Genomic DNA, 16,618 nt, shown 5'->3' with positions numbered 1-16,618 from the left:
TGCCCGAGTTCCCGGCGGGTCTGCCTCCGCGCTGCGGCGGTGATGGCGCACGAGGCGCACCGAATGGCGCGAAAACAGCCCCGGGGGCAACTTTTCGTGCACCTCGTGGCCGCCGCACCCGCCGACGCCGCCCGCACAACGGGCATAGGGCCCCAAAAGTCCACCCCATCGGACGGCGGCGCTCCCGGCGGCGCCACACGGGCGCCATGAGCGCCGTGTCGTCGCCCCCGGCCCCCGATCCGGCGCGCCACCGGGCCGTGCGGGCACCCGCGACCGCGCCCCGCCGCGCGGGGCCTTCTGCCGGTGCGGGCCCGGCCGGAACACGGCGGCACCACGCCGGCCAACCGGCGTCGGTAGGTCCCCTATGCCGGTCCATCCGGCGATGATCGGGAACTTATGGCCGCGGAATGCGCTTACCTGCGACCATAAGTTCACGATAGACGGGCCAAGCCGCGCCAAGTCTGTCTGCAGGGTTGGATTCGGCGCCGAATCCAACTGTGCAGACAGACTCGATGGCACCGGTGCCGCCCAACGCAGGGTTTTAACCAGACAGCGGCCAGGGGCCGGTGACCGCCGCCCCCGTCAACCGCAGGCCCGGCCCCGCTGCCGTCGTCGCCGCCGCCCCGCCGGCCCCCGCCACCGGCGAGCACCCGAACCGACGACCGCAGGCCCGGCCCTCCACCGCCCTCGCCGCCGCTTTTCCCTAAGACCATCCGCCACCCGGCAGACCAGCAAGGCCGCCCAGCGGACCCGACCCGCCCCCGCCGCACGGGCCACCGGCGGGCACCCGACGCGTCGACCGCGGGCCGGGCCCTGCGCCACCATCGCCGCCGCTTTTCCCTAAGACCATCCGCCACCCGGCAGACCAACAAGGCCGCACAACATGCCCGAGCCGCCTGCCCAGCGCACCCGAGCCGCCTGCCCGGAACCTAACCCGCGACCGGGGCCGCCTGCGGGCCGGAGGCGATGTCGCCTGTGACTCCGCGGTTGTGGGCCGCGCGGCCCACGATGAAGACGTAGGCGAGGAAGAGCAGTTCGGCCGCAACACCGATGGCGATGCGCAGCCAAGTGATGTGCACCCAGCCGGTCACGAACCCCTCGATCAGCCCGGAGAGGAACAGCACCAGCACCAACCCCAGTGCGACGGCCAGGGCCGGGCGGGCTTCTTCCCCTAAGGCGCGCAGGCGCGGGCGCGGCCCCGGGGCGATGACGGTCCAACCGAGCTTGAGGCCCACTCCCGCGGCGACGAACACCGCGGTCAGCTCCAGCAGTCCGTGCGGCAGGATCAGCCCGAAGAAGACGTCGCCCTTGCCGGCGGCGAACATCAGCCCGCCCGCCAAACCGAGGTTGGCGCCGTTGAGCGCCAGCACGTAGATCGTGGGCAGGCACAGGAACACGCCCAGGATCAGCGCCTGGGCGGCGGCCCAGGCGTTGTTGGTCCACACCTGCGCGGCGAAGGAGGCGCCGGGATGCTCCACGTAGTAGTTCGCGAAGTCGTTCTCGACGTAGGCGCGGATCTGCTCGGGGGTGCCGATGGCGCTGCGCGTGCGGGGATCGGAGGCGATCCAGGCCGCGATCGCCGTCGAGAAGGCGACCGTGCCGAGGCTCGCGGCGATCCACCACCAGCGCAGCCGGTACAGCACCGCGGGGAAGGTCTGGGTGAAGAAGCGGGAGAGGTCGCGCCAGGCGGGTTCGTGCGCGCCGGTTACCGCGGAGCGCGCGCGTGCCACGAGCCCGGAGAGGTAACCCACCAGGGCGGGGTCCTGGCCCGAGGAGCGCACCAGGGAGAGGTGGGTGGACACGCGCTGGTAAAGCTCGACGAGTTCGTCGACCTCCGGGCCGTCGAGGCGGCGCCGACCGCGCACGAGACGGTCGAGGCGTTCCCAGTCGGAGCGGTGGGCGGCGGTGAAGACGTCGAGATCCACGCAGGCGACTTTACCGGCACCCGCGCCGAGGCGGGTTCCCGGCGAGCGGGTCCCCGGCGACGCGCCGAGCGCGGTCGCTGTCGGCGCTCCCGCGGCCGCGTCGGCCCGGAGCCCACTCGTGCGCGGCTGCGCCCCCGCGGACGGTGGGAAAGCGCCGTTCCGCGTCGGGACGACGGCCGCGTCCGGTTCGTCGCCATCGCCTGCCAGACTGGGAACAGGACTCGGCACGGTACAGTCGGCGCCCTGCGGCGCGGCGATTCCAGGAAGGCGGGCGACGGTGGCTCATCCGGGCGGTGCACCCTTCGACGACCAGGCGCCCCTGGTCACCGGCGACGCCGTGGTGCTCGACCTGCGTCCGGCCGGTTTCGCGACTCGCATGGCAGGGCTGCTCATCGACGTCGCCGTGCAGGTGGTGGCGCTGGTGCTGGCCGTCCTGCTGACGTCGCTGGTCGGCTCCGGCCTCGACGCCGCAGCCACCGCGGCCATCAATCTCGCGCTGATCGTGCTCGTGGTGGTGGGTTACCCCACCGCATTCGAGACGCTCACCCGAGGGCGCTCGCTGGGCAAGCTGGCGCTGGGGCTGCGCGTGGTCGGCACCGACGGTTCGCCCGAGCGGTTCCGCCAGGCACTCGGACGCGCCCTGGCCGCGGTGGTGGAGATCTGGACGTTCTCGGGTGTGGTCGCGCTGCTCTGTTCGCTGCTGAACCGCGACGGGCGCCGCGTGGGCGACTTCATCGCCGGCACCATGGTGGTGCACGAGCGCGCCGCCCGGCGTCCCGACGATTCCTTTGCGATGCCTCCGCAGCTGGCCGAGTGGGCCCGCGGGGCCGAACTCTCCCAGCTCTCCTCCGAAACCGCCGGTATGGCGCGGCAGTACCTGATGCGCTTCGGCGAGCTCACCGAGGAGTCGCGCTACAGCATGGGGGTGCGCATCGCCGACCTCGTCTCCGCGGTCGTCAGCCCGCCTCCGCCGCCCGGCACGGCTCCCCCCGAGTACCTCGCGGCGGTCCTGGCCGAACGCCGCCGCCGCGAAGAGGAGCGGCTGGCCGAGCGCCGCGCGGGCGTGCAGGACGCCTGGCAGCAGGGCGGCGCCGGCCCGGCGGCGCACGGCCACGGCGGCACACCTGCTCCCGGGTGGCCCGACGGCCCGCAGTCGCCGCAGAGCGGCGGGTTCCCCGCTCCCGGCGGCGCCCCCGGCGGGGCGGATTCCCGGCAGCACCCGCCCTCTTAGTCCGCGTCGCGCGCAGGTGCCCCTGCAGGGCCGCCGCGGCTTTCAGACCTGCCAGGAGTTGAGGTACTCCAACTGGTCGGGGCTGAGGCGGTCGATGCGCACGCCCAGCGCCTCCAACTCCAAGCCGGCGACCTGGGTGTCGACTCCGTCGGGCACGTCCAGCACCCCCGGTTCGAGGCCGGAGTGGGCGCCGGCCAGCCAGGCCACCGTCAGCGCCTGCACGGAGAACGACATGTCCATCACGGCGGCCGGATGCCCCTCGGCCGCCCCGAGGTTGACCAGGCGCCCCTCGGCCAGCAGGACGATCCGCCGGCCGTCGGACAGGACGTACTCGTCGGCCTGCGGTCGGACCTCGCGGCGGATGTCCACCGACATCGCCTCCAGCGACGGCAGGTCGATCTCGACGTCGAAGTGGCCGGAATTGGCCAGGACCGCGCCGTCCTTGAGCGAGGCCAGGTGCTCGGCGCGGACCACGTCGCGGTTACCCGTTACGGTGACCAGCACGTCCGCGATGGGCGCGGCCTCGTCCATGGGCAGCACGGTGTAGCCCTGCATGACGGCGTCGAGTGCCTTGACGGGGTCGACCTCGGTGACGATGACTCGGGCGCCCAGCCCCCGCGCACGCTCGGCCAGGCCCCGCCCGCAGTAGCCGAACCCGGCCACCACGACGGTGCGCCCGGCGATCATCGCGTTGGTCGCGCGCATGATGCCGTCCAGAGTGGACTGGCCGGTGCCGTACCGGTTGTCGAACATCCGCTTGGTGGCGGTGTCGTTGACAGCGACCATCGGCAGTTTGAGCACGCCCTCGGTGCTCATCCGGCGCAGCCGGATGACGCCGGTAGTGGTCTGCTCGCAGCCCCCCACGGCCTCCGACAGCAGTTCGGGGCGTTCCATGTGGGCGACGTTGACAAGGTCGCATCCGTCGTCCAGCAGCAGGTGCGGGCGCTGTTCGAGGACGGTGACCAGGTTGCGGTCGTAGCTTTGCGGGTCGATGCCGGCCCGCGCGTAGACCGAGATGCCGTACTCCGCGACCAGCGCGGCGGCCGTGTCGTCCTGGGTGGACAGGGGATTGGACGCCGCGAGGGCGATCTCGGCGCCGCCGCCGCTCAGCGCCCGCAGCAGGTTGGCGGTCTCGGCCGTGACGTGCATGCACGCTGCGACGCGCATGCCCGCGAGCGGCCGTTCCGCGGCGAAGCGGTCGTGCACTTTGCGCAGGACCGGCATCGCGCGCTCGGCCCATTCGACGCGGCGGACCCCGGCCTGGGCCAGGCCGAGGTCCGCGACGTCGCTATGCAGGGATGCCATCCGGGAAGTGTCCCAGATTCCGTGCGCTGCGGTACCGCTTAGTAGCGGTAGTAGTCGGGCTTGTAGGGGCCGGCCACGTCGACGCCGATGTAGGCGGCCTGCTCCTTGCTCAGCTCCGTCAGCTTCACGCCCAGAGCGTCCAGGTGCAGCCGCGCGACCTTCTCGTCGAGGAGCTTGGGCAGCACGTAGACGCCCAGCGGGTACTCGTCGGTCTTGGTGAACAGCTCGATCTGGGCGATCGTCTGGTTGGTGAAGCTGTTGGACATCACGAAGCTCGGGTGACCGGTCGCGTTGCCCAGGTTGAGCAGTCGGCCCTCGGACAGCACCAGGATGCTGTGGCCGTCGGAGAACCGGTACTCGTGCACCTGCGGCTTGATCTCGGTCTTCACGATGCCCGGGGTCTTCTCCAGGCCGGCCATGTCGATCTCGTTGTCGAAGTGGCCGACGTTGCCGATGATGGCCTGGTGCTTCATCCGCGACATGTGGTCGGCAGTGAAGATGTCGAAGTTGCCGGTGGTCGTGATGAAGATGTCGGCGGTCTCGACGTAGTCCTCGACCCGGGCGACCTCGTAGCCGTCCATGGCGGCCTGGAGGGCGTTGATCGGGTCGACCTCGGTGACGACGACGCGCGCGCCCTGGCCGCGCAGCGACTCCGCGGAGCCCTTGCCGACGTCACCGTAGCCGGCCACCAGCGCGATCTTGCCGCCGATGAGGACGTCGGTGGCGCGCATGATGCCGTCCGGCAGCGAGTGGCGGATGCCGTACTTGTTGTCGAACTTGCTCTTGGTGACCGAGTCGTTGACGTTGATCGCCGGGAAGAGCAGCTTGCCGTCGCGGTGCATCTCGTAGAGACGGTGCACACCGGTGGTGGTCTCCTCGGTGACACCCTTGATGCGCGAGGCGACGCGGGTCCACTTCTGCGGGTCGGCCGCGACGCTCTTCTTGAGGAGGTTCAGGAAGACCTTGAACTCGTCGGGGTCGTCCGCGGCCGGGCTGGGCACAGCACCGGCCTTCTCGAACTCGGCGCCCTTGTGCACGAGCATGGTCGCGTCGCCGCCGTCGTCGAGGATCATGTTGGGACCCTCGCCGCCAGGCCAGGTCAGCGCCTGCTCGGTGCACCACCAGTACTCTTCGAGGGTCTCGCCCTTCCAGGCGTAGACCGGCACGCCCTGGGGGTTGTCGGGGGTGCCGTTGGGGCCCACGACGGCAGCGGCGGCTGCCTGGTCCTGGGTGGAGAAGATGTTGCAGCTGACCCAGCGGACCTCGGCGCCCAGCTCGACCAGGGTCTCGATGAGCACGGCGGTCTGCACGGTCATGTGCAGGGAGCCCATGATCTTGGCGCCGCGGAGCGGCTTCGACGCCCCGTACTCGGCGCGGGTGGCCATGAGACCGGGCATCTCGTGCTCGGCGAGCCGGATCTCCTTGCGCCCGAACTCGGCGAGGGACAGGTCAGCGACTTTGTAGTCGAAGGACATGCGTCTTTACTCCTCCTGGGTGGATGCGCACCGAGTCTAGGACGGGGCGGCGGCCCGTGGCACGACCAATGGAGCGAATTTGACGCTGCAGAGTCAGATTTACTTCGCCGAAACGGGCGCACGGGTTACAGTGACTACCCATGGCGCACCCTGAGAACCGGGCGGCAACCTCGTATTCCGCGGCGATCGGCCACCCGCACGACTCCGTCCGTGAACAACGCAGTGACTCCGCTCACGTTCGGGGGTCCGCGGAGGCCGGAACACCGCTCCACCGGAGCCCGCGAGGCGCTTCCGAGCCGCCGCCCGCCCTGCCGATCTCCACCGCCGCGGAGCGCCTGGGCATGACCCCGCGCATGCTCCGCTACCGCGAATCGCTCGGCCTGACCCCGCCGACCAAGGAACAGCCCACCGGCCGCGGACACCGCCACCGCCGCTTCAGCGAGAACGATCTCGACGCGGTCTCCGCGGGACAGGAACTGGAGCAGACCTACGACATCCCCCCGGCGGCCCTCGCGTTCGCCCTTCGCGTCCTCGCCGAACCCGCCGTCCTCGCCCGGGTCCGCTCCTTCGGCGAACGGGTCGGCCGCCTCGCCCCGGCACCGGCCCGGGCCATGGACTTCGAAAAGCAGAAGGCCCTGCGCCTCCTCCAGCGCAGGGAATCCCCCGACGTCCGCCGGACGCGCCCCGCAGACCGGGGGCACCCCTAGAACCGCGCCTGCCGAAGCCGACCGCCTCGATGCGGCCGGGGCGATCCGGTCGAGGCTGGACGCGCCATCCGGTTCCACGATGCATCCGCCCGGCCGCCGCACCGGGGGCGGCCGTCACAAGTCGGTGGCGGCCTCGATGCGGGAGCGGAGGACGGGGGCGAGGGTGCGCATGTAGGTGGCGGTGATGTGGGCTCTGTCCCAGTAGACGAGGACGTTGCCGATCACCGTGGGGCACATGTCGCCTTGGCAGAGCTGGTCGGTGAAGTCCAGGAAGGTGACGTTGGCGGGGACGTCGTCCAGGGACTTCAGCGGCGAGACGCGCGCCATGGCGTTGTAGCGCCGACCGACGCACTCCTCGGGCGGCTCCTCGGCCAGGCAGTCGGGAGCGGCGAAGTCCAGGCGCGGGGTGTCGCGGACGGCGATAACGTCGATGCCCATCTCGCCCAGCTCGCGCCAGCGCTGCACGTAGCCGTCCACGACCACCTCGCCCAACGGGCCGGCTGAGGCGTCGATGTTGGTTCGCGTCGCGTTGGTGAAGACGGCGTCGGGGCGCAACTCCGCCAGCTCGGCCATGACACGTTCGTTCCACGCCATGCACGAGTGGTAGACCTCGCCGCCGCGCATCTGCTCGGCGCCGGTGAACATGCACGCGCCCTTGACGAGGTTGACGATGCGCCAGCGCTTCTCGGCCGCGATCCGCTGGAGGGCGGGGAACCAGTGGGCGGCGTGGGAGCCCCCGACCAGCGCTATCGTGCGGTCGTAGTCCTCGGGGCCGTAGATGCACATGATCAGCTCGAAGCTGTGGGTCCCTTGGTTGCAGCCGTCGGCGTAGGTGACCGGCACGTCGGCGGCGGCGTTGGCGGGTGCCGGATTGATGGGGACAGGGCTCCCGGCGGGCGCCGCGGCGGGGGTGCCGATCGCGGCCGCGCCCGGATAATCCGCCGACCGGGCGGCGGCCGCCTCCTGGCGGCGCTGCTCCTGGTCGAGATAGCCCGACCACACCCAGGCGCCCGCCAGCACCGGCACGAGGAACGCGGCGCCCACCGAGAGGGACCACAGATTGCCCGTGCGGGTGCGGGTGAACGCGTCGACGCCGTTCTCGGTGATCCACCGCGTGGCCACTGCCAGCGCCATCGACACCGCCAGAATGAGGCAGCCGCCGGTGAGGCTGGGCGTGGTTCGGTCGGCGACCGCGAGATAGCAGACCAGCACCGGCCAATGCCACAGGTAGAGGGTGTAGGCGTGGTCGCCGATGTAGTGCATCGGCCGCAGGTTGAGCAGCCGGTCGGCCGCCAGCGGAGAGTTCGTGGAACCCCCGACGATCACCGCCGCGGCGGCGAGGGTCGGCCACAGGGCGATGTATCCGGGGAACATGGTGGAGACCGGCACCAGAAGCCCGCAGGCGACCAGAGCCGCCAGTCCGGCCCAGCCCAGCACGATGCGCAGCGGCCGGTAGAGCCGCAGGTGCGGCAGGGCGACGGCGAGCAGCCCGCCCAGCGCCAACTCCCACAGCCTGGCACCGGTGTCGAAGTAGGCCCACGGCTGGTCGGCTTCGGTCAGCACCACGGAATAAGTCAGCGACGCGGCGAAGACCAGCGCGAGCACGGTTCCCGTGACGCCTCGCAGCGGCCACCCGGCGGCGCGGGCCAGAGCGGCCGCCGCGGTGATCACCAGCGGCCACAGCAGGTAGAACTGGCCCTGCACGGAAAGCGACCAGAAGTGCTGTACGGGACCGGCGCTGCTGTTCTGCGCGAGATAGTCCACCGAGTTCAGCGCCAGATGCCAGTTCTCGAAGTACAGCGCGGAGGCGACGACTCCGGAGATCGCCTCGCGCCATGCCGTAGAGGGCAGGAACAGCAGGCTCGCGACGAGGATGCCCGCCAGGGCAGCCGCGGCTCCCGGGAAAAGCCGTTTGACCAGTCGGCTCCAGAACGCGGCGAAGTCGACGCGCCCGCGCCGCTCGACCGCGCGCAGCAGTGACCCGGTGATCAGGAACCCGGTGAGCAGCAGGAAGACGTCCACACCGCCGGAGACCCGGCCCAACCAGATGTGGTAGGCGGCCACGAGGAGTACGGCGACGGCGCGCAGGCCCTGGATCTCCGGACGGAAGCCGGCGCCCGACCCCGGTCCGGGGCCGCCGCCACTGCGACGCTCGGCGGTTGCCGCTGAGTGGGGCGGGGACGATGCGGAGGCCGGAGCAACCGGCGGCGGTACCGCCGGGGAACCGGAGGTCGACGGTGGCTGCACGGTAACGGTTACCTCATTCACTGGCCGTGCCGTTAGAGCATGGCGCAACTCGGGGCGACAGGGCGGGGCGGCCCCGATTGCGTGCGGGAATACTTCGAAGACGCGCGGGGATCGTCGCCGGTTGTCCTGCGGAGCATTCCGGGGGGAGCTCGGCCGGGCGACGCGGCGGTGCGGTGGCAGGTTACCGCCTCCGCGTCCTCGATGGGGCCCGACCCGGCGGATCGGCACGGCACTTCGCCTGCTTTCGCCGAAGGATCATCACAAGCCGGGTTTTATCCGCCGTGCCGCTGGCTACGGTGACACCGTGGACACCCGACGACGCGGTCGCGACCTTGTTCCGGAGAGCTTTCCCGACGCCGTGCGCCGACGGCTCGCGAATCTCGACAGGCTGCGCGAGGTATGGGCGGAGCGCCGTCGCTACGGCTACAGTGCCGACGACCCGGCGGTCGACCGCCACAGTGCCCGCCGCCGTGTCGAGGCGCTGCGCACGCTGGCCGGACAGGAGGCGGGCCCCGCGGCGGAGGTCGACGCCGCAGAGGACGCGTTCGTCGCGATGGCCCAGGACTGCCGCGCGGGCGTCCGCCTGACACCGCAGTACTTCGAGTCGCTCGCGCACGGCATCCCCGACTTCCACCCCCCGCTGCACATCCCCGAGGGGATCGGCACGGTGCTGGCCGACGCCGCCGCCGCGGAGACCCATGCCGTCATCCGCGCCGCGAACCTCTTCCTGGCCTGCGCCGACGCCCTGGACGCCGCGGAGGGCGCCGCGGCGCGGCACGGCGCCGGCCCGGAGTCGAGTGCGGAGCCGGGCCTCGGACCCGGCGTTGAGCCGCTCTCGACGCACCTGCGCCCACTGCCGTGGTGGGTCGCCGCCCTGTCGCTCATGCGCTCGGACCTCCCGCCACCCGCGATCGACCGGCGCTGCCCACCACCCGCATCCCCGGTGGTCGGCGGCGCCCCGTCCGCGGCCGGAACCGCTCCGGGGCCGGTGGGCCCCGCGCAGGCGAGCGCAGGCCCGGCCGTGCCTCCCCCGCGCACCGCCGAGGACCGGCTGACCCCGCTGGTGCTGCTGCTGGCCGACCTGGAGGCCGCCGCGCTGCGCTGGGAGCTGAGTCGCGTCTCCCGCGCCCCGGTGGCGGGCCGAAGTGAGAGCGGCCGCCTCGCCGCGGCCGTGCACCGCCGGATCGTCGAGCACCTGCGCCTGCGCTGTGCGTCGCTGCGCCTGGTACTACGCGAACTCGACCCCGCGTCCCGCTCCGTGGTCAGCAGCTCCACCGGCGGCTCCGAGTACGCCGACCCGTCGGATGCCCCGCGTCCCGGCGCTCCGCAAGGCGGCCGCGCCACCGCGCTCGCCGAGAACTCCGCCGTCGGCCGCGAAACCGCCGTCGCGACCGCCGCGACCTCCGGCCGGGGTGCAGTCGCCCCCTCGGTCGACGAGCGCCGCGACGCCGCGGCCCGGCGGGCGCTGTTCACCCCCGGAGCCGACGAATGGCACGCCGCGCTGGACATCGACCTGGCCGACGGAGTGCTGCAGCTGCTCGTGTTCGTGCAGGAAGTGGGCTCGGCCTCGACCGGGGTGCTGGCGGTCACCGCGGACGGCTGGATGACCACCGACGACGGCGCCGTGGACGTACTGGAACCGGGCTGCGCCGACTGCGTCACCCTCGTCCCCACGGACGGCGCCGACGACCGCTGGCCCGAGGTCGAGGCGTTCGTCGACGACGTGCTGGCCCGCTCGATCGGCCACCTCACCAGGACCGCGCGCTACTGAGGGCGGTCGGAGCCCGGCCGGGCACACCGGCGCACCTGCCTCAGCCGCCGCTGAGCGCCACGAGGACGAGCACGAGCAGCAGGATGATGATCGCGATCAGCACCGCCGGGACCACCCAGCCCTGGGACAGGATGGGGTCCTCGACTCGGCGCTGCGGCGCGCCGGGGTTCTGCTGCATGTTCTGCGGCTGCTGGTGGGGCACGCCGCGGTTGCCGTAGACGGTGTTGGGGCCGGTCGCCGGGGGCGGGACCGGTGTGGCCGGACCGCGCGGAGCGCCTGTCATGCCGGGGTTGGCCTGGGGCATCTGCGGTCCCGGCGCCATCTGCTGCGGCGGCGGGTACCCGCCCTGCTGAGGCCCCGTCGGCTGCGGCCCCGTGGGCGGGCGCACCGCGCCGCCCTGCGCGCCGCCGTAGCCGGCCGGGTAGGGAGTCTGCGGCCCGCTGGGAGGCGGCGTGGCGGGGCCCTGGGGCGGCCCCGGCGCGTACCCCGGACCGGGCGCCGGCGCCTGCGGCCCGCCGGGCGGGTGCGCCTCGGCGATGCGCTCGCCCTCCCGAAGGGCGTCGTCGGTGGCGACGCCGCCCTCGTGCCCGAGCAGGCGCATCAGCAGCTCCTGGGCCGTCGGCCTGCGGGCGGGATCCTTGTCCAGGCAGTTCTGCACGATGCCCAGCAGCGACTCCGGCAGCCCCGTCAGGTCGGGCGGCGCGCTGACCACGCGGTGCACGACGGCGGGGACGCTGTCGGTGCCGAACGGCGCGTTGCCCGTCGAGGCGAACGCGATGACGCAGCCCCACGCGAAGACGTCGGCCTTGTCGGTGATGGTCCGGCCCTCGATCTGTTCGGGCGCCATGTAGGAGGGCGTCCCCACGATCGAGTTGGTCATGGTGGCGGTGCCGTCGGCCACACGCGCGATACCGAAGTCGATCACCCGCGGCCCGTCGGGCCCCAGCAGCACGTTGCCGGGCTTGAAGTCGCGGTGCACGATGCCGGCCTGGTGGATGGCCACCAGCGCGGTGGCGGTGGAGACCGCGAGCCGCTGCAGCGCGGCGCCCTTGTGCGGGCCCTTGGCCGCCACGGCCTCCTGCAGCGACTTGCCCGGGACGTATTCGGAGACGACGTAGGGCGGGTCCTCGTCGAGCTGGGCGTCCTGGATGGCGGAGGTGCAGAACGACGCCACCTTCTGCGCCGCGCGCACCTCCTTGGCGAACCTCTTGCGGAGATCGTCGTCCTGCGCCCACTGGTCGTTCAGGACCTTGATGGCGAACTCCTCGCCCTCTTCGTCCCGGCCGAGGTAGACCACACCCTGGCCGCCCTTCCCCAGGCGTCCGACCACGCTGTACCCACCGAACGAGGCGGGGTCGTTCGGCGACAGCGACTCGGGACCGGGCATCGATCTCCTCCAGATGCGGTCGTGGCTGGCGCTAACGCACGACCAGCGTATGAGCTAGCGGATCCGCGCCATAAGCGACGGCTACGTACACAGTGGCGTAATCGGTTAGAGCGATCAAACCGGCGATGCGTTCCATAGCGCCCGCTTCAGGCGCGGAGAACTCGGTGACGCCGACGCCCCTGTCCCGGGCCGTGTCAGCGGCCGCCGCCAGGTCGCAACCGGCCGCGGCCCCCTCCTCGGGATCGCGCAGGAGGACCAGCCGGACCGACACGGTGCCGTCCTCCACCGGATCGTCGAAGATCGACCGCGGGCCGGTGCCGCCGAAGGGCCCATCCACGAAGGCGATCCGGTCGTCAAGGACGCCCGGCGCACGGCCGCAGACCGCGGGGTATCCGGCGACCGCGGCCATCCGGGAGGCGAAGTAGCGGGCGGCGGTCTCGGCGACCGGCGTGGCGCCGCACACCAGCGGAAGGCTGCCGGCGAGGTCCGCGGCCGCGGTCTTCGCCTCGTTCTCCCAGCTCTCGGCGCCCGGCCCGTAGTCGACGGCGGCCTGCTCCAGACGCGCCGCGGCCGCCTCGTAGGCGGCCCCGTCGGGCGCGGCGAGCCCGACCCTCTCGGCAGCCGTGAGCAGGGCGGCCGCCGGCTCCCACACCGTGTCGGCGGGGTCTCCGACACGGCCGAAGGAGATCGCGGGCGCGCGGGCCTGCTCGGCGACGGCCGCCAGGCCGTTGTCGCGCGGCCCCACGGCCAGGAAGCGGCAACCGCGCCGCACTGCCTCGACCGCGCAGTCGTGTACCCACTCCGGAATCCGGCCGGTTGCGGACGCGACCGCGGCGACGAGGTCGTTGCCGCCGACCCAGCCCGGAAGCCGGTAGTCGCACACCGTGACCACCGGGATAGGGCATCCCGCTCCCAGCACCGCGGCCAGCACCTCGCCGGCGAACCCCGCGCCGCCGGCGCCCACGACGACGATGGAGCGCGGCCGGCCGTCGCGGCTCAGCACCTCCAGTGGCGCCTCGGCCGCGGCCGTGCGCGCGGCGCGCAGCCGGGCCGCCGCTGACGCCGCACCGCGCAGCGCCTCGGCGCCGGCCTCGGGATCATCCAGCCGCGACTCGTCGAACTCGGCCGCCATGGGCTCCCCTCCGCTGCCTTGGCAAACGTGTCCGGCCGCCGGAGGAACACCCCGCGGCCGCGCTCTGCGCCGCCGACGGCCGCGCAGGCGCGATCGGCGCGAAACCGGCGGATCGGCGCCGAAGGTACCGGACCTGCCGGCCCGGACCGGCGTCACTCGACGGCGCGGGCCTCGTCGACCAGCAGCACCGGGATGCCGTCGCGGATCGGGTAGGCCAGCCCGCTCTCGTCGCAGACCAGCTCGCCCGCCTCCTCGTCGAGCCGCAGCGGTCCCTTGCTCTTGGGGCAGGCCAGGATCTCCAGCAGCCAGTCGTCGATCTTCGCGGTCATCGCCGTCTTCCGTTCGGTGGTCGTGGTGCGCCGGGCGCTGCGGTCAGGCCCGGACGATGGCGAGCACGTCGTCACGCAGCTTCGCCATCGCCGCGGTGTCGGGGGCTTCGACGTTGAGCCGCAGCAGCGGCTCGGTGTTGGAGGCCCGCAGGTTGAACCAGGAGCCGTCGGCCGTGATCACGGTCAGCCCGTCGAGGTGGTCGACCTTGGCCGCCTGGTCGGAGAAGGCCAGTTCGACGGCAGCCGTGCGGCCCTCCTGGTCTTCGACCTCGGAGTTGATCTCGCCCGAGGCCGCGTAGCGCGTGTACTCCGCGGTGATCTCCGAGAGCGGACGGGTGTCCGCGCCGAGCACCCGGAGGACGTGCATCGCGGCGAGCATACCGGTGTCGGCCCGCCAGAAGTCGCGGAAGTAGTAGTGCGCGGAGTGCTCACCGCCGAAGATCGCCCCCGTCTCGGCCATGGTCGCCTTGATGAACGAGTGGCCCACGCGCGTACGCACCGGCTCGCCGCCGTGCTCGCGCACGATCTCCGGCACGGCGGTCGAGGTGATGAGGTTGTGAATGATCGCGGCGCCGGGATCCTTGGCCAACTCCTGCACCGCCACCAGGGCGGTGATGGCCGACGGCGGCACGGGCTCGCCCCGCTCGTCGACGACGAAGCAGCGGTCGGCGTCGCCGTCGAAGGCCAGCCCGATGTCGGCACCGGTCTCGCGCACCCGGGCCTGCAGGTCGACGAGGTTGGCGTAGTCCAGCGGATTCGCGGGGTGGTTCGGGAAGGTGCCGTCCAACTCGAAGTAGAGCGGGTCGACGGTCAGCGGCAGCTCCCCCAGCCGCTCGCCGCCCAGCACCGCGGGCACCGTGTAGCCGCCCATGCCGTTGCCGGCGTCGACGGCCACCCGCAGCGGCCGGCTGCCGGAGAGGTCGACGAGGGAGCGCAGGTACTCGGCGTACTCGGTGAGCAGGTCGCGCTCGGTGATGGAACCGCGCGCACCGTCGGTCTCGGGAACGCCGCGCTCGGCGAGGCGGCGGATGTCCTCCAGTCCGCTGTCGGAGCCGATAGGCGCGGCCCCGGACCGGCACATCTTGATCCCGTTGTACTGCGCGGGGTTGTGGCTGGCCGTGAACATCGCCCCGGGCAGCTCCAGGTGTCCCGAGGCGAAGTAGAGCATGTCGGTGGAGCCCAGACCGGCCATCACCACGTCCATGCCCTGGCCGGTCACACCTTCGGCGAAGGCCGTGGCCAGTTCGGGCGAGGAGGGCCGCATGTCGTAGGCGACGACCGCCCCGGAGCCGCCGACCGTGCGCGCGAAGGCGGCGCCGACGGCGCGCGCCGTGGCGGCGTCGAGGGTGTCGGGGAAGATCCCGCGGACGTCGTAGGCCTTGAAGATGTCGCCGAGGTCACCCACACGCTGCTCCGGATCCGGTAGTAGTCGGGCGGCCGCGGGCGGACGGCGCCCGCGCCGAACCCAAGCTATCAAGGGCGCGCGGCGGAACCCCGGAGCCCGCCGCCTACGGCCGCGGGCACTGATCCCGCCTCAGCGGCCAAGGCGGCCCGGGTCCACTGGGCGGCCTTGTTCATCTGCCGGGCAGCGGGCTAACTGTAGTCAGAAGCGGTAACAAAGGCGGCGGAGGGTGAAGCCGGCGCCCAGCGCTACCGGTACCCCGGTGAGGGCGCGTGGCGGCGCGCCGAACAGCCGATACCGCCCGGTTCGGCTCGTCGCGGCGTTCAGTTGCTTGACGCAGTACCGCTAGGACTCGCGGCCCGGCCGTGCCGGCGGGTGGCCCGAGGGCGACTCGGGCGGCTCGCGCGTCTCGTGCGGCTGGTCGTGCCGGCGGGCCTCGGATTTGACCACCCGCAGGTGGCCGCGCCGGTTGGTCTCGACGCCCTGGCCCACCGGGCTTTCGGCGGCGGGCGGTCGGGCGGCCTCGCGTACGGCGTCGGCCAGCGCCTCCAGGTCGTCGCTACCGGGCCCGGCGCCGGAGGATTCGGCGGGCAGCCGCACGACCTCCCAGCCGCGGGGGGCGGTGAGGCGTTCGGCGTGCGTGGCGCAGAGGTCGTAGCAGTGCGGTTCGGCGTAGGCGGCGAGCGGCCCGAGCACAGCCGTGGAATCGGCGTAGACATACGTGAGTGTGACGACTGCGGGCTGCCGGCACGCGGTGCGCGAGCAGCGTCGTACGACGCTCACGGGCATCGACTTTATGCCCTTCCGACGCCCCACGCCAGCATCGCCCCGCTGTGTCCGGCAGGCGGGCCCGGAACGCGCCGGGGGCTGCATGTTGGCGGCGGATGGCATAGTCTCGAACCGTGCGACGAGTGCACCTTGATAGGGCTCAAGCCGACCGAGTACGACGTCGAGACCGGCGCGGGCGCGGTGTCCGCGGACCTCTGGCGCCGCCTGAACTGCCCATGAGCCGCAGCCGGGCTCATGTGTTCGACGACTTGGTGCTCGATGCCGTGGAGCGACTGGAGCGCCATTGGGCGCGGGAACTCGCGAACGTGGAGTTCCTGGTCGAGGACGTGCCCCGGGTGCCGCGCGGGGTCACCGCCGAGGACGGCATCCCGTTCTCCCGGCTGGAGGCCGCCAAGTCCGGGCAGGCGCGCATCATCGTCTACCGCAGGCCGGTCGAGATCCGCACGCGTGAGCCCGAGGAGATGGCCCTGCTCGTCTACGACACCGTGGTCGAGGAGGTCGCCAACCTACTCGGGCTGGAGCCGGAGACCGTGGACCCCGAGACCTGAGGGCACGGCGCCGCGCGCCGCTCACGGCTGCCCGTCGGGCACCACCGACAACGCCACCCAGTCCCCGTCGGCGGTGCGGCCCTCCCAAGTCACCGGCTCGCCGTTGCGCAGCCGCTGTTCGGCGAACCACTCCCGGACGACCGGCACCGACTGGCTGGCCACGCCGCGCTGGTGCTCGGCGAAGCGCCCGCGCAACCACCGGGCGGCCGCGAACGCGCTGTCGTAGGTCCCGGAGTAGCGTTCCCGGGCGCCACCGATCTGCTCGTATCCGTTGTAGTCCATGGGGCTCCCTCAACCCGCACGGCCGCTGCCCCCGTGGCGCCCGTGCGCCCTGGCCCGCCACGCAATGATGGCAGGTGCCGCGCGCCGT

14 protein-coding genes are annotated in these 16,618 nt (G+C 72.5%); 4 read left to right on the top strand and 10 right to left on the bottom strand.

All coding sequences use genetic code 11. From position 1 onward, the window contains the following. Window positions 1-929: 929 nt before the first annotated feature. Complete coding sequence (locus tag EKD16_RS04535; protein ID WP_131097241.1) at window positions 930-1,925, bottom strand: stage II sporulation protein M; 996 nt, start codon at window positions 1,923-1,925, stop codon at window positions 930-932. A 277-nt stretch (window positions 1,926-2,202) separates the two neighbouring features. Between EKD16_RS04535 and EKD16_RS04530 the strand changes: the two genes are divergently transcribed. After that, window positions 2,203-3,156 carry an RDD family protein gene (locus EKD16_RS04530; RefSeq protein ID WP_131097240.1) on the top strand — a complete coding sequence of 318 codons (954 nt, stop codon included), beginning with the start codon at window positions 2,203-2,205 and terminating at the stop codon, window positions 3,154-3,156. Between the two features lie 42 nt (window positions 3,157-3,198). On the opposite strand, the gene EKD16_RS04525 is transcribed toward EKD16_RS04530, so the two are convergent. Both EKD16_RS04525 and ahcY read right to left on the bottom strand, forming a co-directional pair. Beyond that, the gene (locus EKD16_RS04525; RefSeq protein ID WP_131097239.1) at window positions 3,199-4,461 is read right to left on the bottom strand and encodes an adenosylhomocysteinase; all 1,263 of its coding nucleotides are present in this window, start codon (window positions 4,459-4,461) and stop codon (window positions 3,199-3,201) included. Window positions 4,462-4,499: 38 nt separating this feature from the next. Further along, window positions 4,500-5,936 (bottom strand): adenosylhomocysteinase, encoded by a 1,437-nt coding sequence (gene ahcY, locus EKD16_RS04520; RefSeq protein WP_131097238.1) that lies wholly within the window; start codon window positions 5,934-5,936, stop codon window positions 4,500-4,502. 308 nt (window positions 5,937-6,244) lie between these two features. On the opposite strand from ahcY, the gene EKD16_RS04515 reads away from it, so the two are divergent. Continuing rightward, window positions 6,245-6,643 (top strand): MerR family transcriptional regulator, encoded by a 399-nt coding sequence (locus EKD16_RS04515; RefSeq protein WP_242677387.1) that lies wholly within the window; start codon window positions 6,245-6,247, stop codon window positions 6,641-6,643. A gap of 114 nt (window positions 6,644-6,757) precedes the next feature. Here EKD16_RS04515 and EKD16_RS04510 read toward each other — a convergent pair whose 3' ends face one another. Then, a complete protein-coding gene (locus EKD16_RS04510) occupies window positions 6,758-8,707 on the bottom strand; it encodes an acyltransferase family protein (RefSeq protein ID WP_242677231.1) in 1,950 nt (649 codons plus the stop codon). A 487-nt stretch (window positions 8,708-9,194) separates the two neighbouring features. Here EKD16_RS04510 and EKD16_RS04505 point away from each other — a divergent pair, with 487 nt between their 5' ends. Next, window positions 9,195-10,661 (top strand): hypothetical protein, encoded by a 1,467-nt coding sequence (locus EKD16_RS04505; protein WP_131097235.1) that lies wholly within the window; start codon window positions 9,195-9,197, stop codon window positions 10,659-10,661. A gap of 40 nt (window positions 10,662-10,701) precedes the next feature. Here the strand turns inward: EKD16_RS04505 and EKD16_RS04500 are convergent, their stop codons facing one another. From EKD16_RS04500 to EKD16_RS04480, 5 genes are all read right to left on the bottom strand, one after another. Continuing rightward, window positions 10,702-12,048 (bottom strand): serine/threonine-protein kinase, encoded by a 1,347-nt coding sequence (locus tag EKD16_RS04500; RefSeq protein ID WP_131097234.1) that lies wholly within the window; start codon window positions 12,046-12,048, stop codon window positions 10,702-10,704. A gap of 31 nt (window positions 12,049-12,079) precedes the next feature. Continuing rightward, window positions 12,080-13,180 (bottom strand): SIS domain-containing protein, encoded by a 1,101-nt coding sequence (locus tag EKD16_RS04495; RefSeq protein ID WP_131097233.1) that lies wholly within the window; start codon window positions 13,178-13,180, stop codon window positions 12,080-12,082. Window positions 13,181-13,332: 152 nt separating this feature from the next. Beyond that, window positions 13,333-13,509 (bottom strand): Trm112 family protein, encoded by a 177-nt coding sequence (locus EKD16_RS04490; protein WP_131097232.1) that lies wholly within the window; start codon window positions 13,507-13,509, stop codon window positions 13,333-13,335. A 43-nt stretch (window positions 13,510-13,552) separates the two neighbouring features. Further along, window positions 13,553-14,914, bottom strand: a complete 1,362-nt coding sequence (locus EKD16_RS04485) for a phosphomannomutase/phosphoglucomutase (protein ID WP_131097231.1) — start codon at window positions 14,912-14,914, stop codon at window positions 13,553-13,555. A 342-nt stretch (window positions 14,915-15,256) separates the two neighbouring features. Beyond that, window positions 15,257-15,694, bottom strand: a complete 438-nt coding sequence (locus EKD16_RS04480) for a DUF3499 domain-containing protein (protein ID WP_131097230.1) — start codon at window positions 15,692-15,694, stop codon at window positions 15,257-15,259. A gap of 128 nt (window positions 15,695-15,822) precedes the next feature. Here EKD16_RS04480 and EKD16_RS04475 point away from each other — a divergent pair, with 128 nt between their 5' ends. After that, window positions 15,823-16,248: a metallopeptidase family protein gene (locus EKD16_RS04475; RefSeq protein WP_131102020.1), complete on the top strand. Its 426-nt coding sequence runs from the start codon at window positions 15,823-15,825 to the stop codon at window positions 16,246-16,248. 21 nt (window positions 16,249-16,269) lie between these two features. Here EKD16_RS04475 and EKD16_RS04470 read toward each other — a convergent pair whose 3' ends face one another. Beyond that, on the bottom strand, window positions 16,270-16,530 hold the full coding sequence (locus EKD16_RS04470) for a hypothetical protein (protein ID WP_131097229.1): 261 nt from the start codon (window positions 16,528-16,530) through the stop codon (window positions 16,270-16,272). Window positions 16,531-16,618 lie beyond the last annotated feature (88 nt).

The organism is Streptomonospora litoralis, from assembly GCF_004323735.1.
GTDB classification, from domain to species: Bacteria; Actinomycetota; Actinomycetes; order Streptosporangiales; family Streptosporangiaceae; genus Streptomonospora; species Streptomonospora litoralis.
This window is presented reverse-complemented; position numbering and strand designations above follow the sequence as displayed.

What these genes read in the sequence shown, in the direction of transcription:
- EKD16_RS04525 (WP_131097239.1), bottom strand. Translation starts at nt 4,461, where the DNA reads ATGGCATCCCTGCATAGCGACGTCGCGGACCTCGGCCTGGCCCAGGCC.
- ahcY (WP_131097238.1), bottom strand. Translation starts at nt 5,936, where the DNA reads ATGTCCTTCGACTACAAAGTCGCTGACCTGTCCCTCGCCGAGTTCGGG.
- EKD16_RS04500 (WP_131097234.1), bottom strand. Translation starts at nt 12,048, where the DNA reads ATGCCCGGTCCCGAGTCGCTGTCGCCGAACGACCCCGCCTCGTTCGGT.
- EKD16_RS04495 (WP_131097233.1), bottom strand. Translation starts at nt 13,180, where the DNA reads ATGGCGGCCGAGTTCGACGAGTCGCGGCTGGATGATCCCGAGGCCGGC.
- EKD16_RS04490 (WP_131097232.1), bottom strand. Translation starts at nt 13,509, where the DNA reads ATGACCGCGAAGATCGACGACTGGCTGCTGGAGATCCTGGCCTGCCCC.
- EKD16_RS04470 (WP_131097229.1), bottom strand. Translation starts at nt 16,530, where the DNA reads ATGGACTACAACGGATACGAGCAGATCGGTGGCGCCCGGGAACGCTAC.